At 68.4% G+C, this 24,665-nt stretch carries 20 protein-coding genes; 10 read left to right on the top strand and 10 right to left on the bottom strand.

Annotation, left to right across the window (positions count from 1 at the left end; genetic code table 11):
* Positions 1–66: 66 nt before the first annotated feature.
* The 3 genes from NVU01S_RS20885 to NVU01S_RS20875 all read right to left on the bottom strand — a co-directional run bounded on the left by NVU01S_RS20885 (position 67) and on the right by NVU01S_RS20875 (position 6,223).
* Positions 67–2,340 carry a HelD family protein gene (locus NVU01S_RS20885; RefSeq protein WP_082031994.1) on the bottom strand — a complete coding sequence of 758 codons (2,274 nt, stop codon included), beginning with the start codon at positions 2,338–2,340 and terminating at the stop codon, positions 67–69.
* Positions 2,341–2,630: 290 nt separating this feature from the next.
* Positions 2,631–3,974 carry a diguanylate cyclase domain-containing protein gene (locus NVU01S_RS20880; RefSeq protein ID WP_043668762.1) on the bottom strand — a complete coding sequence of 448 codons (1,344 nt, stop codon included), beginning with the start codon at positions 3,972–3,974 and terminating at the stop codon, positions 2,631–2,633.
* 527 nt (positions 3,975–4,501) lie between these two features.
* Complete coding sequence (locus tag NVU01S_RS20875; RefSeq protein WP_043668765.1) at positions 4,502–6,223, bottom strand: sensor histidine kinase; 1,722 nt, start codon at positions 6,221–6,223, stop codon at positions 4,502–4,504.
* A 142-nt stretch (positions 6,224–6,365) separates the two neighbouring features.
* Here NVU01S_RS20875 and NVU01S_RS20870 point away from each other — a divergent pair, with 142 nt between their 5' ends.
* Complete coding sequence (locus NVU01S_RS20870; protein WP_043668768.1) at positions 6,366–7,142, top strand: sigma 54 modulation/S30EA ribosomal C-terminal domain-containing protein; 777 nt, start codon at positions 6,366–6,368, stop codon at positions 7,140–7,142.
* A 67-nt stretch (positions 7,143–7,209) separates the two neighbouring features.
* Here NVU01S_RS20870 and NVU01S_RS20865 read toward each other — a convergent pair whose 3' ends face one another.
* The gene (locus NVU01S_RS20865) at positions 7,210–8,406 is read right to left on the bottom strand and encodes a GAF domain-containing sensor histidine kinase (RefSeq protein WP_052280481.1); all 1,197 of its coding nucleotides are present in this window, start codon (positions 8,404–8,406) and stop codon (positions 7,210–7,212) included.
* An 8-nt stretch (positions 8,407–8,414) separates the two neighbouring features.
* On the bottom strand, positions 8,415–9,047 hold the full coding sequence (locus NVU01S_RS20860; RefSeq protein ID WP_029899211.1) for a response regulator: 633 nt from the start codon (positions 9,045–9,047) through the stop codon (positions 8,415–8,417).
* 492 nt (positions 9,048–9,539) lie between these two features.
* Here NVU01S_RS20860 and uvrA point away from each other — a divergent pair, with 492 nt between their 5' ends.
* Positions 9,540–12,575, top strand: a complete 3,036-nt coding sequence (gene uvrA, locus NVU01S_RS20855; protein ID WP_043668771.1) for an excinuclease ABC subunit UvrA — start codon at positions 9,540–9,542, stop codon at positions 12,573–12,575.
* A gap of 50 nt (positions 12,576–12,625) precedes the next feature.
* Here the strand turns inward: uvrA and NVU01S_RS45250 are convergent, their stop codons facing one another.
* Complete coding sequence (locus tag NVU01S_RS45250) at positions 12,626–13,345, bottom strand: MerR family transcriptional regulator (protein ID WP_043669047.1); 720 nt, start codon at positions 13,343–13,345, stop codon at positions 12,626–12,628.
* A 42-nt stretch (positions 13,346–13,387) separates the two neighbouring features.
* Entirely contained in the window at positions 13,388–14,812 is a 1,425-nt protein-coding gene (locus NVU01S_RS20845; RefSeq protein WP_043668773.1) for a serine hydrolase domain-containing protein, read from the bottom strand.
* A 185-nt stretch (positions 14,813–14,997) separates the two neighbouring features.
* Here NVU01S_RS20845 and NVU01S_RS20840 point away from each other — a divergent pair, with 185 nt between their 5' ends.
* The 4 genes from NVU01S_RS20840 to NVU01S_RS20825 all read left to right on the top strand — a co-directional run bounded on the left by NVU01S_RS20840 (position 14,998) and on the right by NVU01S_RS20825 (position 19,088).
* Positions 14,998–15,882: an aminoglycoside phosphotransferase family protein gene (locus tag NVU01S_RS20840; RefSeq protein ID WP_043669050.1), complete on the top strand. Its 885-nt coding sequence runs from the start codon at positions 14,998–15,000 to the stop codon at positions 15,880–15,882.
* A gap of 245 nt (positions 15,883–16,127) precedes the next feature.
* Positions 16,128–17,669: a M28 family metallopeptidase gene (locus NVU01S_RS20835; protein ID WP_043668776.1), complete on the top strand. Its 1,542-nt coding sequence runs from the start codon at positions 16,128–16,130 to the stop codon at positions 17,667–17,669.
* 119 nt (positions 17,670–17,788) lie between these two features.
* A complete protein-coding gene (locus NVU01S_RS20830) occupies positions 17,789–18,220 on the top strand; it encodes a helix-turn-helix domain-containing protein (RefSeq protein ID WP_043668779.1) in 432 nt (143 codons plus the stop codon).
* 28 nt (positions 18,221–18,248) lie between these two features.
* Positions 18,249–19,088, top strand: a complete 840-nt coding sequence (locus NVU01S_RS20825; protein WP_043668782.1) for an alpha/beta fold hydrolase — start codon at positions 18,249–18,251, stop codon at positions 19,086–19,088.
* A gap of 262 nt (positions 19,089–19,350) precedes the next feature.
* Here the strand turns inward: NVU01S_RS20825 and NVU01S_RS20820 are convergent, their stop codons facing one another.
* From NVU01S_RS20820 to NVU01S_RS20810, 3 genes are all read right to left on the bottom strand, one after another.
* Entirely contained in the window at positions 19,351–20,886 is a 1,536-nt protein-coding gene (locus NVU01S_RS20820) for an FAD-dependent monooxygenase (protein ID WP_043668785.1), read from the bottom strand.
* Between the two features lie 48 nt (positions 20,887–20,934).
* A complete protein-coding gene (locus NVU01S_RS20815) occupies positions 20,935–21,546 on the bottom strand; it encodes a TetR/AcrR family transcriptional regulator (RefSeq protein WP_043668788.1) in 612 nt (203 codons plus the stop codon).
* 123 nt (positions 21,547–21,669) lie between these two features.
* A complete protein-coding gene (locus NVU01S_RS20810) occupies positions 21,670–22,011 on the bottom strand; it encodes a DUF1844 domain-containing protein (protein ID WP_042255946.1) in 342 nt (113 codons plus the stop codon).
* Positions 22,012–22,389: 378 nt separating this feature from the next.
* On the opposite strand from NVU01S_RS20810, the gene infC reads away from it, so the two are divergent.
* From infC to NVU01S_RS20790, 4 genes are all read left to right on the top strand, one after another.
* The gene (gene infC / locus NVU01S_RS20805; RefSeq protein ID WP_082031989.1) at positions 22,390–23,088 is read left to right on the top strand and encodes a translation initiation factor IF-3; all 699 of its coding nucleotides are present in this window, start codon (positions 22,390–22,392) and stop codon (positions 23,086–23,088) included.
* Between the two features lie 59 nt (positions 23,089–23,147).
* A complete protein-coding gene (rpmI, locus tag NVU01S_RS20800) occupies positions 23,148–23,342 on the top strand; it encodes a 50S ribosomal protein L35 (protein ID WP_014983431.1) in 195 nt (64 codons plus the stop codon).
* Between the two features lie 106 nt (positions 23,343–23,448).
* Entirely contained in the window at positions 23,449–23,829 is a 381-nt protein-coding gene (rplT, locus tag NVU01S_RS20795; RefSeq protein ID WP_014983432.1) for a 50S ribosomal protein L20, read from the top strand.
* 37 nt (positions 23,830–23,866) lie between these two features.
* On the top strand, positions 23,867–24,664 hold the full coding sequence (locus NVU01S_RS20790) for a TrmH family RNA methyltransferase (protein WP_043668792.1): 798 nt from the start codon (positions 23,867–23,869) through the stop codon (positions 24,662–24,664).
* The last annotated feature ends 1 nt before the right edge of the window (position 24,665 follow it).

Here is a 24,665-nt window from a genome sequence, read left to right as displayed (position 1 = left end):
GACAGGCGATCACCAGGTAATGGTGGCGGCATCGGCCGAGAGGCTGCCGCCACCATTACCTGGTGATCATTCGACCAGCAGCGCGCCGAGCACGTCCGGCAGGTCCGCGCTGTGGACCACGCCCAACCGCTGGGTCGCGCGGGTCAGCGCGACGTAGAGGTCGTTGAGTCCGCGCGGTGACTCGTCCAGAATGGCGTGCGGTTCGACCAGGTAGACCGCGTCGAATTCCAGGCCCTTCACGTCGTGCACGGTCAGCACCCGCACCGATTCGCCGGCGAGTTCGGCCAGCTCCTCGATCGACGCGTGCGGCGCGATCACCGCGGTGGTGCCCGGGCCGGTCTCCGTCGCGATCAGTCGGGCCACCTCGTCGCGTACGCCGGACGGATCCACCCGATATCCGCGCGGCGGGTTTCCGGTTTCGCGGACCGAGCGCGGGGCCGTCGCGTCCGGATCGATCGCGGCGAGGACATCCGCGGCCACGTCCATGATCTCGGCCGGCGTGCGGTAGTTGACCGTCAGCTCGGTGAGCTTCCAGCGTTTGGCCACATAGGGTTCCAGCATCCGCTGCCAGGAGGACGCCCCGGCCGGGTCGCCGGTCTGCGCGACATCGCCGACCACGGTGATCCAGCGATTCGGGATGCGCCGCATCACCATTCGCCATGCCATCTCCGAAAGTTCCTGTGCCTCGTCCACGATGACGTGGCCGTAGGTCCAGGTGCGGTCGCCCGCGGCGCGTTCGGCGGTGGTCTGCCTGGTGCGCACATCTTGCCGCTCGGCGAGCTGGCTCGCGTCGATCAGGTCGTAGGCCATCAGGATTTCCGGGTCGAGTTCGTCTTCGAGATCCTGTGGCGCGGAACCGGTCAGGATGTCGAGCGCGTCCTGCGCCTCGGCCAGCTGGGCGCGCCAGCGGCGGCGGGCTCGTTCGCGCTCCTCGGCATCGTCGACGCCGAGCAGCTCGGCCAGTTCGTCCAGCAGCGGCGCATCGGCCGCGCTGAAGGTGCCGTCGTCCGAGCGCACCAGTTCGGCGCGGTCGGCCGGGTCCAGGCTGCTGCCCGCGCGGTCGAGCCGTTTCGGGTCGGCCAGCAGATCGGCGAGCACTTCCTGTGGGGACAGCAGCGGCCACAGCTTGCCGATGGCCCGCTGGATCTCCTGATCGGCCCGCATCTCGTCGCGGATCTCGGCCAAATCCGTCCGGCTCAGTAAGCTCGGTCCGCCGGAGAGATCCGCGCCCATGGTTTCGGCCAGCTGGTCGGTGAGCGCGTCGATCACCGAACTGGTGAAGATCGGCTTGGCCAGGTTGTGCGGGCGGCGTGAGGAGCGGGCCCGCCCGCGCGCCTTGGTGGCGATCTTGCGGTCCAGCGTCACCGGGTAGCCGTCGAAGCTGAGCCGGATCGGTTCGGCGGGCACCTCCTGCCGATCGCGGACCGCCTGCTTGAGCACCTCCAGGATGTCGAGTGAGCCCTTGATCTCGCCCGCGCGCAGCGAATCCTCCCGGGTGGCTTTCACACCCGGGTACAGATCGCCGATCGTGGACAGCAGCACGCCGGTCTCGCCGAGCGAGGGGAGTACCTGCCCGATGTAGTCGAGGAAGGTGGCATTCGGCCCGATGATCAGCACACCGCTCTTCGCGAGCTGCTGGCGGAAGGTGTAGAGCAGGTACGCGGCGCGATGCAGCGCGACGGCCGTCTTGCCGGTACCGGGGCCGCCCTGCACCACCAGCACGCTCTTGTGCTCGGACCGGATGATCGCGTCCTGCTCGTGCTGAATGGTCTCGACGATGTCGTTCATGTGGCCGGTGCGGGCGGCGTTCAGCGCGGCGAGCAGCGCGCTCTCGCTGCCGACTCCGCCGTCGTCCTCGCGTGCGCCCGCCTGGCGCGCGGCGTCCAGGTCCAGGTATTCGTCGTTGATCGCGGTGACCTTGCGGTTGCGCGACCGGATGTGCCTGCGCCGGGTGACGCCGTCCGGCGCCGCGGTGGTGGCCAGGTAGAACGGGCGAGCCAGCGGCGCACGCCAGTCCAGCAGCAGCGTCTCGTAGTCGTCTTTCTCGTCGAGGATGCCGAGCCTGCCGATGTAGCGGTATTCGTCGGCCAGATCGATCCGGCCGAAACACAAACCGTGTTCGGCCGCATCGTATTTGGCGAGATCCTCGGTGTAGAGCTGGCTGAACGACTCGCGTTCGCTGCGGGCCTGCGGGGTGCCGCCGGTTTCGAGCAGCACGGTGCGTAATCGGTTGCGCGCGTAATCGCGCATTTCGTCGAGCCGGTCGTAGAGCACCGAGAGGTATGCCTGTTCCTGTTCGGTCTCGCGGGTCAGCTCCGGGCCGTCCGCACGAGCGGGCAACGCGGTGCTGTTGCCCTGACCCGACGAGCCGGCTCGGTCCTGAGTGAGGTCGGGCAAACTGAACTCCTTGTCACCGCGATGAAGCCGGGCGAACGGTACACGCGGTCGACACCGCGCACGCGAACGCTCGGAAAACAGAGTTGTCGAGTCTACTGCGATTGCGGCGCGCTCGCCGTAACCGCTGGTGTACCCGAAATCATGCCGTCCAGTACTCCGGCGCAGGTCGCGGCGCCGGGCGTGTTGGTCTTCGAGTTGCGGGCGTGATCGAGGTCATCGGCGCGGCCCTCGCCTCAGGAGGCGTGCGTGCTGTTGGGCCGGCGGCCCTTGGTGACCGTGCCCTCGCGGTGCCCGGACGGCTTGGCCCGGTACATGGCGAGGTCGGCGTCGTGCAGCACCGCCTCCGGGGTGCGCCGGTCGCCGACACTGAGCGGTGCCACGCCGATCGAGGCGTTCACCTCGATGCGATGCCCGCGCGCGATGATCGGCTCGGCCATGGTGGTGCGCAGGCGTTCCACCAGCGCGTCGATATCCACCCGCCGGGTCCGGCCGGAGAGCAGCACCAGGAATTCGTCGCCGCCGAGCCGCCCGACGATATCGTCGCCGCGCAACGCGCGCTGCAGCCGTTGCGCGACGATCTGCAGCACCGTGTCGCCGATCGCGTGCCCGAGGGTGTCGTTGATCGCCTTGAACCCGTCCAGGTCGATGAACAGCACGGTGGACACCGGCAGGTCTTCGCTGGTGGCCAGCGCGCCCGCCAGCTGGGACAGGATCAGCGAGCGGTTCGCCAGTCCGGTCAGCGAGTCGTGCGTGGCCTGGTACTCCAGTTGCCGCCGGCTGGCCCGGAACTCGGTGATGTCGGCGAAGGAGGACACCGCCGAGGAGCGCTTGTCGTCGGGATTGAGCAGCCTGCTGCTCCCGGACAGCCACCGCCGCTGCCCGTCGGCCCGGTCCACACCGAAGACGTAGCCGGTGATGGTTTCGCCGGTCGCGAGGGTGCGGGCGATGGGATGGCGATGCGGCGGCAGCGGTTGCGCGTTCGCGTCGAGCAGGGTCAGCGGCAGCGCATCGATCGGTTGACCGATGATGGTGTCGCTGTCCTCGGCGCCGAAGATGCGCCGGGCCGCCGGGTTGATGGATTCGATCCGGCCTTCGGTATCGATCACCACCACGCCCTCTTCGAGCTGCGAGACGACCGTGGTGAAGTGCTGCTCGGCCAACTGCTGCGCGGCCTCGGCGTGCCGCTGGGCCGTGAGGTCGTGGATGACCACCTGGTAGGCGAGCCGGTCGTGCCAGGCGGTGAGCACCGAGACGGTCTCCACCGGCACCGGGGCGCCGTCGAGGCGGACCAGCGTCATCTCGGTCGGCCGGGAGGCGGCGCCCTTGGTGGTGAGGTGACTGATCCGCTCCAGCATCCCCGGGACCGAGCTGGGGTGGACGAATTGGGTGAGCGGCTTGCCGATCACGTCGTCGGCGGTGCCGGCGGCCAGCAAACGGACGGCAGCGGGATTGGCATAGACGAGGACGCCGCGCTCGTGCACACAGATGCCGTCGGGTGAGTGCTCGACCAGGGAACGGTAGCGCTCGGCCAGCTGCTCGGCGGCGTCGACCGCAGCGGCTACCTTGTCCTCACCCACTCGAACCCCCGATCGTCGACCCGATTATGGCCATTGGAACATGGGATTATTCTGGTATCGGCGCGTACGAGATCACAGCGCCGACGCTATTGCCTCGATCACAGTTCGCGCACTTGATCGGGCTCGGTCCGCCGATCATTACAGCACCGTTTTTTCCGGGAAATTTCCGGCCGATACTGCTCAGCCGGGGAATCCCGGGCCGGACCGACGCGGGGTCGGCTGCGACCCGGACAACCGATACCGCCTTCAAGATCATAGGACGTTTCCCCGGATCGGGTCGTCACCGCCCGTGGTCGGCGACACGCGGGCCGGTGATACGGCTTGTTCCTCGGCATGTCGGCGGCGTTCGGGCCGCGGTGGTGCGGGCCGGGCGGGCACGCGGATTCGCCGGCGGGCGGGGGTGCCGCTCGCGCGATCGGGACAGCTCGGTGCGCCCGCGCCGGGCGCGCGTCCAGCTGTGCGATACGCACCGGCGCCTGCGGACGGCAACCGGCGGCCCGGCTGCGCCCGGCGACTCTGTCGTCCGATCATGGCAGCGGCACCGACCAGCACAGCCTGGTGCCGGGCATCGCGCCGCCGTCTCGTTCCTCGGGCGCGAGACCCGCCGTCGCGATGGCGAATTCGCCGTCGGCCTTTTCGGCCCGCTGCTCCAGATTGCGTAATCCGCTGCGCACCACGTGATTCGGAATGCCCCATCCGTTGTCGGTGACCACGATGGTCAGATCGTCGTTGACGGTGACCTGTACCGCGAGCGTGTCCGCTCCGGAGTGCCGGACCGCGTTGCTGACCGCCTCGCGCACCACCGCTTCCGCGTGATCGGCCAGCTCGTCCGCCAGCACCGACAGCGGGCCGGACACCGAAAACGTTGCGTGCAGCGGTGTTTCGGCGGTCTGCTGGCGGATCGCGCGCTCCAGCCGCTGCTGTAGCGGGTTGCCCTGGCTGCCGTGCAGGTCGAAGATCGAGGTACGAATGTCCTGGACCACCTCTTGCAGATCGTTCACCACCGTCGAAAGTCGCTGTCGCACTACCGGAACCGTAGCCTTCGCGACCGCGCCCTGCAGCGTTATCCCGATCGCGAACAGCCGTTGGATGACCTGATCGTGCAAATCGCGCGCGATGCGATCGCGGTCGGCCAGAATATCGATCTCGCGCATCCGGTGCTGGGCATCGGCCAGCTGCATGGCCAGCGCCGCCTGATCGGTGAAAGCGGCGGTCAATTCCACCAATTCGTCGGAGTACGGTGCCGCGCCGGCAGGGCGCAATGTGGTCAGTACGCCGAGTGTGGTGTCGGGGGTGCACAGCGGCAGGATCAGCAGCGGCCCGTTCTCCGGCCGGGCGAAGCCGAGACCGACAGCGCTGGCGTCGTCGAACCGCAACGGGGTGCGCCGGGCGAACGCCTCACCGAGCACGGTGCCCTCGACGGGCACCACGGTGCCCTCGTAACCCGTTCCGGGACCGCACCATTGGGTGATCACCAGTTCGTCCGGAGCACTGCCCGGACCGGCCAGGAACGAGCGCTGCGAGCCGGTGAGCGTGCGCGCGTGCTCGACCACCTGGCCGAGCACGCTGGCGGACTCGGTGCCGGCCAGGAACTCGGTCGCGATATCGCGGGTGGCCGCGATCCAGGCCTGCCTGGTGCGGGCCGATTCGTAGAGCCGCGCGTTGTCCACCGCGATGCCCGCGGCCGCCGCCAGTGCCTGGACCAGCACGTCGTCATCGTCGGTGAACGGTTGCGCGTCCGCCTTCTCGGTCAGATAGAGGCTGCCGAACACCTCGCCGCGTACCCGCACCGGCACCCCGAGGAAGGTGCGCATCGGCGGGTGATTCTCCGGAAGGCCAACGGAGGCAGGGTGTTTCGACAGATCGTCCAGGCGCAGCGGTCTGGACTGCTGGAACACCACACCGAGCACGCCGTGCCCGGCCGGCAATCGGCCGATGGCGCCGCGAGTCCGGTCGTCCATGCCCTCGTCGATGAACTGCACCACCTGCTGGTCGTGCCCGCGCACGGCCAGCGCGCCGTAGCGGGCATCGACCAGGCTGATCGCGGTGCGCACGATGGTGCGCAGCGTTTCGTCCAGATCCAGGCCCGACGTGACGGCCAGCATCGCCTCGACCAAACCGTCCATCCGGTCGCGGGAGTCGAGAATGAGCTCGACCCGCTCCTTGACCTCGCTCAGCAGTTCCCGTAACCGCAGTTGCGACAGGGTGTCACGGACCGAGTAAGGGTCGTTGCCCGGCTCGTCGGTCATCTCGGCTTCCCCTTGTGGCGGGCGCTTGAACTGCGCCTCGCGCCAGTTTAGTTCGCCGATCGGGGACTTTCGGCCCTGTTCGCGGTGGCGTCGCGATGATGACATGGTGGCTCGGGTTCGAATCGAAGGCAGGACGTGCCACATGAAGTCGTCAGGGCTGTTGCGATCGTCGCCGGCACAGTATTGGCACACCGCGGGTGAACTCGATCTCGCCGTCACCACCTGCGGTGCGGTACCGGCGATGGACGTGACGCGGGCGGTCCGGGCGATCGGGCGGGTGCTACGCCGCCACCACCTGGACGCGGCGACCAGGGTGCGGGTCACCGCTCCGGCCGACGCCGAGGATCCGACGGTGGTGCAGGCCAACATTCGCAGCCACGGCGTCGCGACCCGGGTGCAGGTGACCGGGCCCAGCGGGTTCGCGGTGACCTTCGCCGCCGAACGACTCGACCGGCAACTGGCCCGGCTCGCGACGGCGGCGTCGCGGGACTGGCCGGACCCGGCCCGGCCGCCGCTGGCCCGGGTCACCGCGCCGCGACCGATCGTGCGCCGCAAGTACTGCGCGCTGCTGACCGGGACACCGGCCGAGGCGACGGCGGTGATGGACGCGATGGACTACGACGCGTACCTGTTCGTGGACGAGGCGACCGGCGCCGACGCCGTGGTGCACTGGGGCGATCCGCTCGGTGTGCGACTGTCCCGGCAGTGCGGTGCGCCGGAACACCTCGCCGGAACCGTGAATCTGCTTCCGCTGACCGTGGATACCGAACCCGCGCCGGTGCTGGACGAGGAGCGGGCCGCGAGCATCCTGTGTCAGCAGGGCCTGCCGTTCCTGTTCTACACCGATCACGACCACGGCCGCGGTCAGCTGCTGTACCGGCGCTACGACGGCGATCTCACGCTGGTCGGTCCGGCCTAGCAGCGCATCGGACCGCCCCGCGCACAGGAAGGCTCGGTTCGCCGGAAGGCTCGGTTCGCCGGATGACTCAGCTCAACGGCACCGACCACTGCACCAGCGTGCCGCCGTGCGCACCGCCCTCGATCCGGCAGTGGCCGTCCGATTCGGCCGCGCGCTGCGCGAGATTGGCCAGGCCGCTGGGGATCACGTCGTCGGGCAGACCGGAGCCGTTGTCCTGGACCAGGATGGTCAGCTCGTCACCGATGGCGATATCGATCGTCACGGAGTCCCCGCCGGAATGGCGTACGGCGTTGCTGACCGACTCGCGCACAACGGCTTCCGCGTGATCGGCCAGGGCGGGACCGACCACCGACAGCGGTCCGTCGACGCGCAGCCGGGCCCGGATCGCGGTGTCGGTGGTCTGCTGCCGGATCGCGTCCTCCAGTCGCTTGCGCAGCGAGGCGCCCGCGCCGCCGTGCAGGTCGAAGATCGTCGTCCTGATCTCGTGCACGATCTCCTGGAGCCGATCGATCTCGTCCGAAAGTCGTTGCCGGACTTGCTCGTCGTCGACCCGGGTGGCCAGGCCCTGCAGGCCGAGGCCGACCGCGAAGACCCGCTGGATGACATGGTCGTGCAGATCGCGGGCGATGCGGTCGCGGTCGGCGAGCACGTCCAGTTCCCGCGCCTTGCGTTGCGCCTCGGCCAATTGCATGGCCAGCGCGGCCTGGTCGGTGAACGCCGAGGCCAGTGCGATGAGTTCGGTGGAGTAGGGCGCGGATTCGGGTCCGCGCACGATGATCAGCACGCCCAGCACCACGCCCGCGGTCTGCAACGGCAGGATCAAGGCCGGACCGGCCGCCGCGACGGGCGCACCGAGATCGACGTCCCGCGCGTCCGCGAGCTGAACCGCCGCCCGCTCCGTGAACGCCCTACCGGCCGCGGTGCCGGTGAGCCGCACCGTATGTCGCGCGACCGGTTCCGCGGCTAGGGACCATTGCGCCACCACGAGTTCGGTGGCTTCCTCGGGCGGGACGCCCGGTTCGACCACCGCGAGCAGCGCGCGCCGCGAGCCGGTCAGCGTGCGCGCGTGCTCGACCACCCGCGCGAGCACCCGGTCCGGTGCGGTGCCCGCGAGGAATTCGGTGGCGATATCGCTGGTCGCTTCGATCCAGGCCTGTCTGGTGCGGGCCCATTCGTAGAGCCTGGCGTGGTCGATCGCGACGCGGGTCGCCGTGTCGACCACCGCGCGCAAGGTGTCCAGCACGGTGTGCGGGATCTCGGCCATCGCCCGGGTCAGCGTTCGCCGAGCTTGCTGGCCAGCACCGCCGCCTGGGTCCGGCGCTCCATGCCGAGTTTGGCGAGCAGCCGGGACACGTAGTTCTTCACGGTCTTCTCGGCCAGGAACATGCGGGCGGCGATCTGCCGGTTGGTGAGGCCCTCGCCGAGCAGTGCGAGCAGCCGGCGTTCCTGCTCGGTGAGCCCGGCCAGCGCACCGTCCTCCGCGGTGCCCGCGCGCAGTCGCGCCCGCAGCGCGGCCGCCGCGCGATTGTCCAGCAGTGAGCGGCCCGCGCCGACCGCCTTGATCGCCGCGGCCAATTCCATGCCCTTGATGTTCTTCACCACATAGCCGCCCGCGCCCGCCAGGATCGCGTCGAGCATCGCCTGCTCGTCGGTATAGGAGGTGAGGATCAGGCAGCGCAGCCCGTCGACCTCGGCCAGCAGGTCGCGGCACAGCTCGATGCCGTTGCCGTCGGGTAGCCGGACATCGAGCACGGCGACATCGGGCCGCAGCGCCGGAATCCGGGCCAGTGCCTGCGCGACGTCACCGGCCTCGCCGATCACCCGCAGTTCCGGGTCGCTGTCGAGCAGATCGATCAGGCCACGCCGGACGATCTCGTGGTCGTCCACCAGAAAAACGGTGATCACGCAACCCTCCTGCCGCACTGCCGTCCCGGTTCACCGACCTCGCGAGCCCGATCGATCCCCGCGTCCCCTGCTCAAATTAGCCGGGTCCGCCCGCGCGCAGGCTGGATCGCCGCGAAGAGGTATCCGGCGCAGCGGATTACGTCCCCGCGTGGTCCGGCTCACGCGCGATGCGGTCGAGCTATGGCCCGGCGGCGGGGAGGTGGCGAAGCTGCGTACGATGGGTTTGCTGGGGCCCGGTGTTCCGGAGGGGGTCGGCGGTGACCTGTGACGGACTACGAGCACGGATCGCGATATCGCGGGTGTGCGTACCCGTCGAGTTCCGGTGCGTTGCCCGCGCATCCCCGCAGCTGAAGCGGCCGTGACCCCGCCGCACTATCCCGCGCGACCCGCGCGAGCGAAACTTGTCGGTGGGCACGCCTAGCATGGCGGCGGGATAGGTCTGGACGCCGTTTTGTCGGTTCACCCGAACACGATCGAGAAGGGATTCACCAGGTGGCGGAACGCCTCACTGTGCGCGGAGCTCGGGAGCACAACCTGAAGGGGGTCGACCTCGATCTGCCCCGCGACAGTCTCATCGTGTTCACCGGATTGTCCGGCTCCGGTAAATCGAGCCTGGCGTTCGATACGATCTTCGCCGAGGGACAGCGGCGCTACGTGGAGTCGCTGTCGGCCTACGCGCGGCAGTTCCTCGGGCAGATGGACAAGCCCGACGTCGACTTCATCGAGGGCCTCTCGCCCGCGGTGTCGATCGACCAGAAGTCCACCAACCGCAACCCGCGCTCGACCGTCGGCACCATCACCGAGGTGTACGACTACCTGCGTCTGCTGTACGCCCGCGCGGGCACCCCGCACTGCCCGGTCTGCGGTGAGCTGATCGCCAAGCAGACCCCGCAGCAGATCGTCGACCAGGTGCTCGCCATGGCGGAGGGCATCAAGTTCCAGGTGCTCGCGCCGGTGGTGCGTACCCGCAAGGGCGAATTCGTCGACCTGTTCGACCAGTTGAACAGCCAGGGCTACTCGCGCGTGCGGGTCGACGGCGTGGTGTACCCGCTCACCGACCCGCCGAAGCTGAAGAAGCAGGAGAAGCACGACGTCGAGGTCGTGGTCGACCGGCTCGCGGTGAAGCCGAATTCCAAACAGCGCCTCACCGATTCGATCGAGACCGCACTGCGCCTGGCCGACGGCATCGTGGTGCTCGACTTCGTCGATCGCGACGAGCACGCGCACGATCGGGAGCGCCGCTTCTCCGAGCGCCTGGCCTGCCCGAACGGGCACCCCCTCGATATCGAAGACCTGGAACCCCGGTCGTTCTCGTTCAACTCGCCCTACGGCGCCTGCCCCGATTGCACCGGTCTCGGCATCCGCAAAGAGGTCGATCCCGAACTGGTCGTGCCCGACCCGGCGCTCAGCTTGAACGAGGGCGCGATCGCCCCGTGGTCGCGCGGCCAGACCGCCGAGTACTTCACCCGCCTGCTGTCGGGGCTCGCCGAGTCGATCGGCTTCTCGATGGACACGCCGTGGGAGGATCTGCCGCTCAAGGCGCGCAAGGCGGTGCTGGAGGGCAGCTCCGATCAGGTGCACGTCTCCTACACCAACCGCTACGGCCGGAAGCGTTCGTACTACGCCGATTTCGAGGGCGTGATGCCGTTCCTGCAGCGGCGGATGGAGAGCACCGAGTCCGAGCAGATGAAGGAGCACTACGACGGGTACATGCGCGACGTGCCGTGCCCGGTCTGCGACGGTGCCCGGTTGCGCCCGGAGATCCTCGCGGTCACCATCAGCGCGGGGGGCGACAACAAGTCCATCGCCGATGTCAGCGATCTGTCCATCGGCGACTGCTCCGCCTTCCTGAACTCGCTCACGCTGGGCGAGCGCGAGGCCGCGATCGCCGGGCAGGTGCTCAAGGAGGTGCAGGCGCGGCTGGGGTTCCTGCTCGACGTCGGCCTGGAATACCTGTCGCTGTCGCGGGCCGCCGCGACGCTGTCCGGTGGTGAGGCGCAGCGGATCCGGCTCGCCACCCAGATCGGATCGGGCCTGGTCGGCGTGCTCTACGTGCTCGACGAGCCGTCCATCGGCCTGCACCAGCGGGACAATAGACGGCTCATCGAAACCCTCACCCGGCTGCGCAATCTCGGCAACACCCTGATCGTCGTCGAGCACGACGAGGACACCATCCGGGCCTCGGACTGGGTGGTCGACATCGGCCCGCTGGCCGGCGAGCACGGCGGCCGGGTGGTGCACAGCGGGCCGTACCAGGAACTGCTCACCGATCCCGAATCGCTCACCGGCGCATACCTTTCCGGCCGGGAGCGGATCGAGGTGCCGATGGTGCGCCGCCCGATCAGCAAGAAGCGCCAGCTCACCGTGGTCGGCGCGACCGAGCACAACCTGCGCGGCATCGACGTCAGCTTCCCGCTCGGCGTGCTCACCGCGGTCACCGGCGTCTCCGGCTCCGGTAAGTCGACGCTGGTCAACGACATCCTGGCGACGGTGCTCGCGAACAAGCTCAACGGCGCGCGGCAGGTGCCGGGCCGGCACACCAGGATCAACGGCCTGGACAACCTGGACAAGCTCGTCCAGGTCGACCAGTCGCCGATCGGCCGCACCCCGCGCTCCAACCCGGCCACCTATACCGGCGTGTTCGACAAGATCCGCACGCTGTTCGCGTCCACCACCGAGGCGAAGGTGCGCGGCTACCAGCCGGGCCGATTCTCGTTCAACGTCAAGGGCGGTCGCTGTGAGGCCTGCTCCGGCGACGGCACCCTGAAGATCGAGATGAACTTCCTGCCCGACGTGTACGTCCCGTGCGAGGTCTGCCACGGTGCGCGCTACAACCGGGAAACCCTCGAGGTGCACTACAAGGGCAAGACCATCGCCGAAGTCCTCGATATGTCCATCGAGGAAGGTGCGGAGTTCTTCGAACCGATCAGCTCGATCCACCGGTACCTGAAGACGCTGGTGGATGTCGGCCTCGGGTATGTGCGGCTCGGCCAGAGCGCGCCCACCCTGTCCGGCGGTGAGGCGCAGCGCGTCAAGTTGTCGGCCGAATTGCAGAAGCGGTCCACCGGTCGCACCGTCTACATTCTCGACGAGCCCACCACCGGCCTGCATTTCGAGGACATCCGCAAGCTGCTCAAGGTGATCAACGGTCTGGTCGACAAGGGCAACACGGTCATCGTCATCGAACACAACCTGGACGTGATCAAGACCTCCGACTGGATCATCGACATGGGCCCCGAGGGCGGCTCCGGCGGTGGCACGGTGGTCGCCGAAGGCACCCCCGAAGACGTGGCCGCCGTGGCGGAAAGCTACACCGGCCAGTTCCTCCGCGAAGCCCTGGCCGCACCCCCCGCCACCAAGCCCGCCAAAAAGGCCCCCGCCAAAACGGCTCCGGCGACAAAGGCTTCCGCCAAGAAGGCCCCCGCCACCAAGGCGGCCAAGGCCACCCCCGACAAGCCGAGCGAAGCCCAAGCCGCCGCCAAGGCCGCAACCAAACGCCTTTCGCGCAAAGCCGCCGCCCTGCGCTGATCCCGCGCAGCCGGTCCCCGGGTCTATTCATCCGGGGGCCGGCTACGGGATCAGCTCTGCATGAGTTGGGCGAGGCGGTGCCAGGCGGGGGAGGTGGCGCCGGGTTGGGATCGGGCCGCGAGGCGGGCGATGGCGGGGTTTTGGACGGGGCGGGTTTCGGAGCGGCTGTGGTGGGTGGTGAACCAGGTGCGGGTGCGCTCGGCGAGGCCTGGCAGGCGCGGGTCGTCGGGGGACCAGTGGAATGCAGCGTCGTGCTCCAGGTAGAGGGCGCGGAACTCGGGAACCGCGAGCAGCTCACGCTTTTCGGCCAACCAGAGCGCGGCGTCGGCGGGGGAGGCGGTTTGCAAAAGGATCCAGCCGTCGCGTTCCAGGTGGATCTGGCGGTCGCTGGCACCGAGTTCGCGGAGTTCATCGAGGAAGTCGGCTACCTCGGGGGCGACGAAAAGCCGGTCGCCGCCGCGTAATTGGGCGAGCTGCTCGCGGGTGCGCCGCAGTTGGGTCATGCGCCGGCGGACGTCGCGATCGATCTCGGCGATCGCGGCCGAGAGCGTCTCGGGGTCGGCGTCGAGCAGGTTCTTGACGCGGGCCAGCGGGACGCCCGCCTCGGCCAGGGTCCTGATCTTGACGAGATCGATCGCATGCTGGGCGGTGTAGCGCCGGTAGCCGGACGAGTCGCGATCGGGCTCGGGGAGCAGACCGCGCTCGTGATAGTGGCGGATGGCCTTGGTGGTCACTCCGGCGAAGTCCGCGAGCCGGCCGATCGTGATCATGCGGGTCATCCTTCCACTCGTCGTATCGCCCGGCCGGAACGGTCAGGCGCGGCGGGTGAGCCGGCCGCCGCCGTTGCGGAAACGGGCCCGGCCGTCCTGGATATCGTGGAAGGAGACCAGCAGGAGGCGCAGGTAGCCGTCGAACGTCTCCAGGGGGTAGTCGGCCGGGGCGAACAGGCCGGGCCGGATCGGCACGTACCGCTGCGGCGGGGCCGCGGTCGTGCCGCCCGCGAACTCGGTGAAAATCCGGTCCTGCGATTCGTCGGCGGGCTCGTAGGTCATCCGTTCCTCGAGCTGGCCGTCGACGATGCTGACATCGATGCGGAGCTGGTTGGCACGGTAGGTGCCGACGTACGGGGTGAGGTCGACATTTTCCGCGAATTCGGTGACCAGCGTGGGGATCTCGACACCGAGCCGGCTGCGCAGCAGCCACTGCAACAGCTGGTCCTGCAGCATGATCGCGTCCGGGCTGTTGCCGAACGCGGCGAAGACCAGATCGTGGTCGGGCACCACGCACAGCAGCGAAACACCGCCGGGCGAGGCGCCCGACATGGCGAGCACGGTGGTGTCGCCGAACGGGTAGCGCACCCAGCCCATACCCATCGGCGGCACGTTCGGCGTCGCCATATCGTGCGAAACCTGCTGCATCAGGGCGACCGAATCGGCTGACAGGACGCGAGCCCCGGCGGGCGACATGCCGCCCGCGAGGTGGGTGCGGCCGAATGCGAGCAGGTCGGCGACGGTGCCGATCGGGGTGCCACCCGCCGGACCCCAGGTGTCGGGCAGCGTGAACATGCCGGTGGGTTCGGCGGTCACGGTCTCGGGGTTCAGGAAGTGGCCGACGGCGGTGCTGCGCAGGATGGCCTGTTCGGCCGAGGTGCTGGAGTCGCGCATGCCGACCGGGCCGTAGATGTCGCGCTCGAGCAGTGCGTGGAACGACAGGCCGGTCACTACTTCGAGCAGGCGGCCCGCGACGATCATGCCGCCGTTCGAATAGCTGAGCTGCTCGCCCGGCTCGAACAGGACGCCGCTGCCCTCGGCGAGGCCCGCGACGTAAGTGCGCAGTGCGGCACTGCCTTTGGCGTCGGGGAAGTACAGGTCCGCGTCGATGCCGTTGGTGTGCGAGAGCAGGTGCCGCACCAGGATCTTGTCCGCCGCGCCCGGCACGTTCAACGCGAATTCCGGCAGGTAGCGCACCACCGGCGCGTCGAGGTCGAGGTTGCCGCGTTCGACCTGCTGCAGGACGAGGGTGGTGGTGAGCACCTTGGTGACCGAGCCGAGGAGGAATCCGGTGTGCTCGAGCATCGGCGCGCCGGTCCGGGCATTCGCCGTGCCGTGCGCCACGACAACCTGTTCACCCGCTCGATAGACACCGGCGACGAAGCCGGGCACGAGGTTGCTCTCGCAGAAGGCGGCGGCCTGTTCGCTGATCTGAGTCGCGATGTCGTGCAGTGCGTTGCTGTTCATGAGAACTATCGTCGAACCTTGCCCTAGGGGCAAGGTCAAGTCGAAGTTTTCGGCAGCGGAAAATGCCTGTTCAGAGATGATTTGGGTAGACACTGCGGCGTGGCCGCTTCGTTTGCGCGGGGCCGTGCACTGCGGGAAATCGCTTGTGGGTGCGGGTGACGGTTTGTCACGCTGCGGAGGTGACCATGCATGCCGATCAACTGGCCGTCTCGCTCGAGACGGTGCGGACGCTGGTCGATGAGCAGTTCCCCGCTTGGCGTGATCTGCCGATCCGGGCGGTCGCTGCCGCAGGTACGGAGCATGCGCTGTTCCGGATCGGTGATCGGTTCGCGGCGCGGTTCCCGCTGCGCGCGGGAGATGTCGAGTCCGTACGGCGCTCGTTGCAGGCCGAAGCGGCCGCCGCGCGAGAATTGCTCGGTCGCACGAGATTTCGCACCCCCGAGCCGGTGGCGATCGGCGAACCCGGCGCGGGCTATCCGCTACCGTGGGCGGTGCAGACCTGGCTGAGCGGGACGGTCGCCACCCTCGCGGATCCGGGTGATTCCATCGAATTCGCTTGCGATCTGGCCGAGTTCATTCGCGGCGTGCGCGCCATCGACACCCGCGGCCGTACCTTCACCGGGCGCGGTCGCGGCGGCGAGCTGCACACACACGACGCCTGGATGCAGACCTGTTTCGAGCGCAGCACCCACCTGCTCGACGTGCCCGCCCTGCGCCGCCTCTGGGCGCAGATGCGCGAATTACCGCGCGGCACAACACCAGACGTGATGAACCACTGCGACCTCATCCCGGGCAACGTGCTCGTCGCCGACGGCCGCCTCACCGGCGTCATCGACGTCGGCGGCCTCGCTCCCGCCGACCCGGCCCTCGACCTGGTCAGCGCCTGGCACCTGCTCGAACCCACCCCCCGTCGAATCCTGCACGCCCACCTCGAATCCGACGACCTCGAATGGCACCGCGGCCGCGCCTGGGCCTTCCAGCAAGCCATGGGCCTCGTCTGGTACTACGCCACCACCAACCCCACCATGAGCCACCTCGGCCGCCGCACCCTCAGCCGCATCCTCGCCTGAACGGCGAGAACGAAATCCGCACCCGCTCTCGGGATCCGCACCCGAATCGGGGCGGTAGAACGAGTGCAAATCCCTGAAACGAGTGCGGATTTCGGGGCGTCGTGCGCAGCGGGCGAGGTAGGTATTTCTAACACAGCACAGCTGGGGAAAAGGGTTCCCCAGTTCGCAACTGGGGTTTCCGGTAGCGCGACATATCGCCCTAACCTCCGACCACCGGGATTCATCCGTCCCTTGGAGGAACCGACATGCCCCGTATCTTCAACCGCGCCAATACCGGTCGAGTTCTCGCGACCGCTACCGCGCTGCCGCTCGCTCTGTCACTGGTGTTGATGGGATCGGCGAACGCCGATCCCGCGCCGCCCGAACGACAACTGGCCAATTCGGTCCAGGCGCCCAACATCAAACGCCACTTGACGGAGTTCCAGAAGATCGCCGATGCCAACGGCGGTACCCGCGCCGCGGGCACTCCCGGCTTCGACGCTTCCCGCGATTATGTCGTCAAGAAACTGCGCGGTGCGGGCTACCAGGTGACGGTGCAGAAGTTCGACTTCCCGTTCTTCCAAGAGAAATCGACCGCGGTGCTGAACCAGGTCTCCCCGGATGCCAAGACCTACAAACCGACTCCGCCCGGCGGCAGTGCGCTCGGCGATTTCGTCACGCTGACCTATTCGGGTTCGGGTGACGTGAACGCGAAGGTGCAAGCCGTCGACCTGACGCTGCCGCCGACGCCGGAACCGAGCTCGACCTCCGGGTGTGAGGCCGCGGACTTCGCGAACTTCACCGCGGGCAATGTCGCGCTGCTGCAACGCGGCACCTGCCCGTTCGCCGACAAGGCCCGTAACGCGCAGACCGCGGGCGCGGCCGGTGTGATCATCTTCAACGAGGGCCAGCCCGGCCGCACCGACGCCTTCGCGGGCACCCTGGGCGGGCCCGGCTTCACCATCCCGGTGGTCGGCGCGAGCTTCGCCGTCGGCGAGGATCTCGCCTCGCCCGCCGACACGGTGGTGCGGCTCAAGACCGACACCGAGAGCAAGGTCCGTTCGACCTCGAACGTGCTGGCCGAGAGCAAGCAGGGCAAGGCGGACAAGGTCGTAATGGCTGGGGCGCACCTGGATTCGGTGCTGGCCGGCCCGGGCATCAACGACAACGGTTCCGGCAGTGCGGGCATCCTCGAGGTCGCGTTGCAGATGGCCAAGTTCCCGCCGAAGAACAAGGTCCGCTTCGCCTGGTGGGGCGCGGAGGAACTCGGGCTGCTCGGCTCGGAGCACTATGTCGCGAACCTGTCGGAGGCCGATCGCGCCAAGATCGCGCTCTACCTCAACTTCGACATGATCGGCTCGCCGAACTTCGCCTACAAGATCTACGACGGTAGCGAGGGCACGCCGGGCTCGGCCGAGATCGAGAAGACCTTCGAGCGTTACTTCGACATGCTGCGATTGCCGCACGTGCCGACCCCGTTCGACGGCCGCTCCGATTACGGCCCGTTCATCGCGGTCGGGATCGCGGCGGGTGGCCTGTTCACCGGTGCGGAGGGCGTCAAGACGCCGGAAGAGCAGAAGATGTTCGGCGGCGAAGCGGGCAAGCCCTATGACGCCTGCTACCACGGTGCCTGCGACACCACGAAGAACATCAACGACAAGGCGCTGGCCGTGAACACCGGCGGCATCGCCTACTCGATCGCCACCTACGCGTTCAGTGACAACCCGCTCGGCGGCGGCACCGCCACGAAGGCGGGCACGCAGCAGCGCGGGAAGGACAACGCCTACCACGGCGGACTCATCAAGTAGCGGCTCGCTGACCAGGCCCCGGTGGTTCCCTACCACCGGGGCCTGTTGCTGTCCCGGCTCCCTATCACTCCCTAAACTTCCCTATTGCGCACAAATGAAGGGTTGTTTAGGGTAGTTCTGTGTCCGATACCTTCTATTCCGTCGAACAGGTCGCCGAGCGCCTGGGCCTGCATGTGCGCACCATCCGCAACTATGTGCGCGACGGGCGGCTCACCGCGGTCCGGATCGGTAAGCAATACCGGATCTCGGCGGCGGACCTGGAGGCGTTCACCGGCCGTCCGGTGCCCGCGCCGTTGCGGGAAACCGTTGGGCGGCAACGACACAGCGAGGTGTCGAGCATCGTCGAGGTGGACGCGGTCGATCCCGCGACGGCCGATCGGCTCACCTCGCTCGTCATGGGTGCGGCCGCGAATCGCGGGCCGGGCGACCAGCGGTTACGGGTCGAGACGGTCTACGACGCGGAACGGGCGCGGATGAAGGTCATCGTCCTCGGCGGGCTGGCCGATACAGCACGACTGCTCGACTACATGGCAGCGGTGCTCGACGCATGACGACGCATCGCACGACAGAGGTGGGGAAATGACCACGATCTACAAGACCGAGCGCGGCGCGGCCGCGATCCAGCAGCGTTATCGGGAAGCGTTGACGGCCTGGCCGGTTCCGGCCGAACAACTGCGGATTCCGACCCGCGAGGGGGAGACCTTCGTCGTGGTGTCCGGTCCGCCGGACGCGCCGCCGCTGGTACTGCTGCACGGTTCGGGCGCGAACGCGACCATGTGGCTCGGTGATATCGCCACGTGGGCAACGGATTTCCGGGTCTATGCGGTCGACATCATCGGCGAGCCCGGCGGTAGTGCGCCGGCGCGGCCGCCGCTCGGCTCCGAGGCGTACGCGCTGTGGCTCGATGATGTGCTCGAAGCCGTTGGCGTCGAACAGTTCTCGCTGGTGGCGTCGTCACTCGGCGGGTGGTTCGCGCTGGATTACGTGACCCGCAGGCCGGGGCGGGTGACCAAGCTGGCGCTGTTGTGCCCCAGCGGGATCGGCAAGCAGACGATGGGCTGGTTGCCGAAAGCGTTGTTCCTGCGCATGTTCGGCAGCTGGGGTGTACGCCGGACGGCACGCCTCGTGACAGGGTTGCACACGCCGGAGACCGACGCCGCCCTCGACCACGTGGTGTTCACCTTCGCCACCTTCAACCCGCGCACCGAACGGCTGCCGATCTTCTCCGACGACCAACTACGCACCCTCACCATGCCCCTCCTGGTGCTCGTCGGCGCCCGCGACGTGATGCTCGACTCCACGGCCACCGCCGACCGTATCCGCCGCTGCGCCCCCCACGCCACCGTCCACATCCTCCCCGAAACCGGCCACGCCATCCTCGACCAAACCACCACCGTCGCCGACTTCCTGACCGCCTGACCCCGAGCCCCGCGCACGTTTCGTCACCGCGCGCGCGGATTCGTCAACGAATCCGCGCGCGCCGCGCGAACTGGTGCGCGTCGCGCGAACTGGTGCGCGTCGCGCGAACTGGTGCGCGTCGCGCGAACTGGTGCGCGCCGCGTCGACTTCCCGCGCGTTCGACGGATGGGTGGCGGGGCTGCGGCATGGAGCGGTTGCCATGTGCGCGAGCGCGACCGGTGTGCGGCGGGTCGGTGGAGTGTGCCGCACACCGCGTGCGTTCTCAGGGGTTCGGGGTGCCGAACCAGCGGGTCAGCGCGGTGTGGAGGTGGGCCGCATCGGAGTGCGTCGCCGTGTCCGTGGCCCAGGCGACGTACCCGTCCGGGCGGATCAGGAGTGCGGCGGCGGAAACGTCGGGACCGGCGGCGGGGACGAGGTCGACGCGGTCGCGCCACGGCGCCGCTACCTCGTCGAAGAATCCATGCCCGCCGAGAGTGAGCAGGATCGGTCGGGCTTTGCGTAGTAACTCGGCTACTCGGACTGTGCCCGTTGCGGTTTCGACGGCGAACTCCGGGACAAGATATCCGGCGAGTGGATGGTCGTCGCCGGTGTCGTAACGGATGTCCGCACCGGCCATCAAGCGTGCAATGTGGGCGGCGTTATCCGGCAGCGCGAGCAACTCGCCGAACAGTTCGCGCAGCGCGCTCACCTCCGGTCCCGGTGCGAACAGTGCGGATTGGGCGAGCGAACTCATCATGACGCGGAGCCCGGCGGGGTGCCGCTCGGTGTGGTAGGTGTCGAGCAATCCCGCTGGGGCCCAGCCGTTTACCTGTGCGGCCAGCTTCCAGCCGAGGTTGGCGGCGTCCTGCATGCCGAGATTCAGTCCGGGTCCACCCATCGCCGAATGCACGTGTGCGGCGTCGCCGACCAGGAAGACGTTCCCCTCCCGGTATCGCTCGGCTTGCCGGGTGTTCTGATTGTCGATGCGCCGCAAGGCGTTCGGGCCGGGGGAGCGCGGCGCTTCGATGGGCACGTCGACGCCGAGGATTCGCCGCAGGCTCGCGCGTAGCTCCGCGATGGACATCGGGGTGTCCGCGGCGGCCGACTCGCCGCCGCTCTCTTTCGTCGCCAACATGGTCCGGCCCGGCTCCAGTTCGGCGTAGATCACGCCGCCGTTCTCGAACCTGTTGTGCCCGAATTCGATGCGCCCGAATCCGGGAATGTCGAGTGCGCCGTCGGCGGTGCGCAGCTCATCGGGCAGCCAGACGTGCGCCAGCCGCGCGATGTCGTCGGTGTTGGTGCTGCCCGGAAACCCGATGCCGAGCTGTTTGCGGACGAAGCTCTTGCCGCCGTCGGCGCCGACCAGGTAGGTGGTGTCGAGGTGGTAGTCGCCTGCGGGCCCGTTCACCGTGATCCCGACACCGCCGTCGTAAGGTGTCAGCTCGGTGAGCCGGTGTCCCCAGCGCAGGTCGACGCCGAGCCCGAGCACCCACTTCTCCAGCTGCCGAGCGACTTTCGGCTGCGAGATGATCTTGCCGTACAGGACCTTGTCCGGCATGTCGGCGAACGACAGGGGTAGCCCGCTGAACATGTACCCGAGCGCCGGCTGCGGCGCCGCGCCGGATTCGTCGTACAGTCCGCGCATGTCCAGCAGCCGAACCACTTGGCCGACAAGGCCGTTGGCCTTCGGTTCGGCGCTCGGTCCGGGCAGCTGGTCGAGCAGGACCGGACGGATGCCGGCGAGGGCGAGCTCGCCCGCCAGCAGCAGACCGTTCGGCCCGGCGCCGGAAATGACTACGTCGTAAGAGTTTTCGGGCATGACGAATAGACCCCTCTTCGTGGATGGAACGCTGCGGTGGTGTGCCGGTCAGTGACCGGAAGGTTCGGGTAGTCCGGCGGCCACGTCGTCGAAGCCGCGCCGGAGCAGGGTGGTGATGACCACGGGCGGATCGGCGTGCACATACGCCACGGCGGCGGACCGCATGACGGCGATGAGGACGCCGGTCACCAGGTGCGGATACATATCGCGGGCGGGATCGGTGCCGGTGCGCCGCGCGATGGCCGCGACCCACTCGTCGACGAGCTCCTTGCTGATCGCCACATGCGTCTGCGACAGTTCGACCATCGTGCGGACCGCCGCCAGCTGGGCCTTGGTCGGCGGCGTATCGCGAATGCCTTCGGCGACGAACGGTGCGACGATGGCCTCGGTGATCGCGGTCCAGAGCGGCTCGTCGGCGGGACGGTCGCGAAACTCGGTGAGACTGCGCCGGATTCGGTCGACATTGCGGTAGGCCAAAGCCTCGTGTTTGCCGGCGAAGTAGTTGTTGAAGGTGCGGATCGACACCCCCGCCCGGGAGGCGATGTCTTCCCGCGTCACGTTGTCCAGGCCGTGCTCGAACGCCAGATGCAGTGCGGCGTCGCTCAATGCGCGACGGGTGTCGAGCTTCTTGCGTTCGCGCAGACTCAGTTCCTCGGCCATGGCACGAGTCTACGGCAAAAACTTGCCCAGTGGGCAAAATTGCCCGACGGGAAAATGTTTCTGTCAGGTGTGCACCGCGGGCGCTGAACTACTCAGCGCCGCACGGCTGTTCGTCGAATCGGCTCAGTAGACCGGTCCCGTGTACTTCTCGCCCGGCCCCTTGCCCGGCTCGTCCGGGTGCGCCGACGCCTCCCGGAACGCGCGCTGCAGAGACTGCAAACCGTCCCGGATCGGTCCCGCGTGCGGGCCGAGGTACTCCACCGACGCGGTGACCAGTCCGGCCAGCGCGGTGATCACCCGGCGTGCTTCGTCCAGATCGCGCCGCGCGCTGTTGTCCGGATCCTCGTCCGCGAGCCCGAGCTTCTCCGCCGCCGAACTCATCAGCATCACGGCGGCCCGGCTGATCACCTCCACCGCGGGGATGTCGGCCAGTTCGCGCACGGCGTCGTCGAGCTCATCAGTCATACTGGTGACCCTAGTAGGGCGGTTCGGCTGCTCGATGCGCGCGGCCATCGGCCGAGCTCGGCGCCCGGTCGGGGACCCGATTCGGCGATAGCCGAACGGAATGTTAGACTTTCCGCTGACGACCGCCCCAGGTTGTGTCTTCTACCAAGATTTCGAGCCAGGGGCTGATAAGTGGAGCCCGACTCCCACCGTTGCCGACGAGCGATCGTCAGGTCAAACGGTCCGGTCACCCGCCTCTCGGAGGCGGGTTTCTTGTGCGGGGGTTCTCTCTGGAGAGCCGCGCGTGCGAGACCGAACGCGTGCTTTCGCGTGCGGTCGACCGGTCGACTCGGGCCCCGTTGCGGAATACCGCACCGGGGCTTTCGTGTTGAAAAGGGGTTGCAGTTATTGCGTGCGGTCGTCTTGACGACACCGCTTGACCTAGGAGGCCCCATCAGCACTGAGACCCGCATCAACGATCGCATCCGTGTTCCCGAGGTCCGGCTCATCGGACCCAGCGGCGAGCAGGTTGGGATCGTGCGTGTTGAAGATGCACTACGCGTCGCCATGGAGGCAGATCTCGATCTCGTCGAGGTCGCTCCGGATGCACGTCCGCCGGTCTGCAAGATCATGGACTACGGCAAGTTCAAGTACGAGACGGCGCAGAAGGCGCGTGAGTCTCGGAAGAACCAGGTGCAGACCGTGATCAAGGAGCAGAAGCTCCGCCCGAAGATCGACGACCACGACTATGCGACTAAGAGGGGCCACGTGATGCGCTTCCTCGAGGCCGGGTCGAAGGTCAAGGTGACCATCATGTTCCGTGGTCGCGAGCAGTCCAGGCCCGAACTGGGTTACCGGCTGTTGCAGCGGCTCGCCGCGGACGTGGCGGACCTGGGGTTCGTCGAGACCTCGGCCAAGCAGGACGGTCGCAACATGACTATGGTCCTCGCCCCGCACAAGGGTGCGAAGACGCGGGTGAAAGCCCAGCAGGAGTCCTCGGCTCCGCGACCGCAGCAGCCCGCTGCGCAGCAGAGCGCCGAGCCCGCAGACAGCGCGCCCGGCGCGGCTCCGGCCGAGCAGGCCGCCCCGCCGCAGTAAGACCGATAAGAGCCGGCGGTCCGCAAGGACCGCCGGGACGAGACAGATTAGAGGAATCCATGCCGAAGATGAAGAGCCACAGCGGTGCCTCGAAGCGATTCAAGGTGTCCGGTAAGGGCAAGCTGCTGCGCCAGCAGGCCAACCGCCGCCACCTCCTGGAGCACAAGTCGACCCGCCGGACTCGTCGTCTGGATGGCACGGAGGCCGTCGCGTCCGTCGACGTCCCGCGCGTGAAGAGGCTGCTCGGTCTCTGAGAGACCTGATCCGTAGCAGCAGACCGCGTTCCGGATTCCGGACGCCGACCCACCGACCAACCCCCGGGTGCCCCGCATGCGCCCCCTAGATCGACAGGACTGACCCATGGCACGCGTCAAAAGGGCCGTCAACGCTCAGAAGAAGCGTCGTTCCATCCTCGAGGCCTCCAAGGGCTACCGCGGCCAGCGTTCGCGGCTGTACCGCAAGGCCAAGGAACAGCAGCTGCACTCGCTCACCTACGCCTACCGGGACCGCCGGGCGCGCAAGGGTGACTTCCGCAAGCTGTGGATCGCCCGCATCAACGCCGCGGCGCGCTTGAACGACATCACCTACAACCGTTTCATCCAGGGCCTGAAGGCCGCGGGTGTCGAGGTGGATCGCAAGATCCTCGCCGAGCTCGCCGTCTCCGACGCCGAGGCGTTCGCCGGTCTCGTCGCCGTCGCCAAGGCCGCTCTGCCGCAGGACGTCAACGCGCCGGCTGCATAAGCCGACGTTGACCAGCGGACACCTTTCGGAACGACCCGTGGACGCGCTCTCCGAGCGCAATCCGCGGGTCGTTTCCGCTGTCAAACTGCATCGCGGCGCGCAGCGGCGCAAGACCGGGCTGTTCCTGGCCGAGGGCGCCAATTCCGTTGCCGCGGCGCTGGATACCGGGCGGGTGCGGGAACTGTTCTATTCCGCGGGCGCCGCGGCCAGGGAACACGAGCTGGTTGCCGGCGCCGCCGCGACGGGCGTGCGCACCACGCTGGTCAGCGACCGCGCGGCCGCGCAACTCGGCGAAACCGTCACCGCCCCGGGGCTGGTCGCGGTCTGCGGGCTGCTCGACGTGCCGCTGGCCGAGGTGCTCGGCACCGCGCCGCGGATGCTCGCCGTGCCGGTCGAGATGGCCGAACCGGGCAACGCGGGCACGCTGATCCGGGTCGCCGATTCGGTGGGCGCGGACGGCGTTGTGCTGGCCGGTGATTCGGTCGACCCGCACAACGGCAAGTGTGTGCGCGCCAGCGCGGGCAGCCTGTTCCATGTGCCGATCGCCCGGCACCGCGATATCGGCGAGACGCTGGATTCCCTTGCCGGAGCGGGTATCACGATCCTGGCGACCGCCGCGAACGGTGAGGTCGACCTGGACGACGCCGACGAGCTGTTCACCCGCCCGGTGGCCTGGCTGTTCGGCAACGAGGCGCACGGTCTCGAGCCCGCGGTCGCCGGCCGCGCCGACCATCGCCTGCGCATTCCCATCCGTGGCCGCGCGGAGAGCCTGAACCTGGCCACCGCCGCCGCCATCTGCCTCTACGCCAATTCCCGCGTCCGCTACGCGCAGTAGC

The sequence above is a fragment of the Nocardia vulneris genome, assembly GCF_001613425.1.
GTDB classification, from domain to species: domain Bacteria; phylum Actinomycetota; class Actinomycetes; order Mycobacteriales; family Mycobacteriaceae; genus Nocardia; species Nocardia vulneris.
Note: the sequence above shows the minus strand (reverse complement) of the source record. Positions and strands in the feature narration are given on the sequence as shown.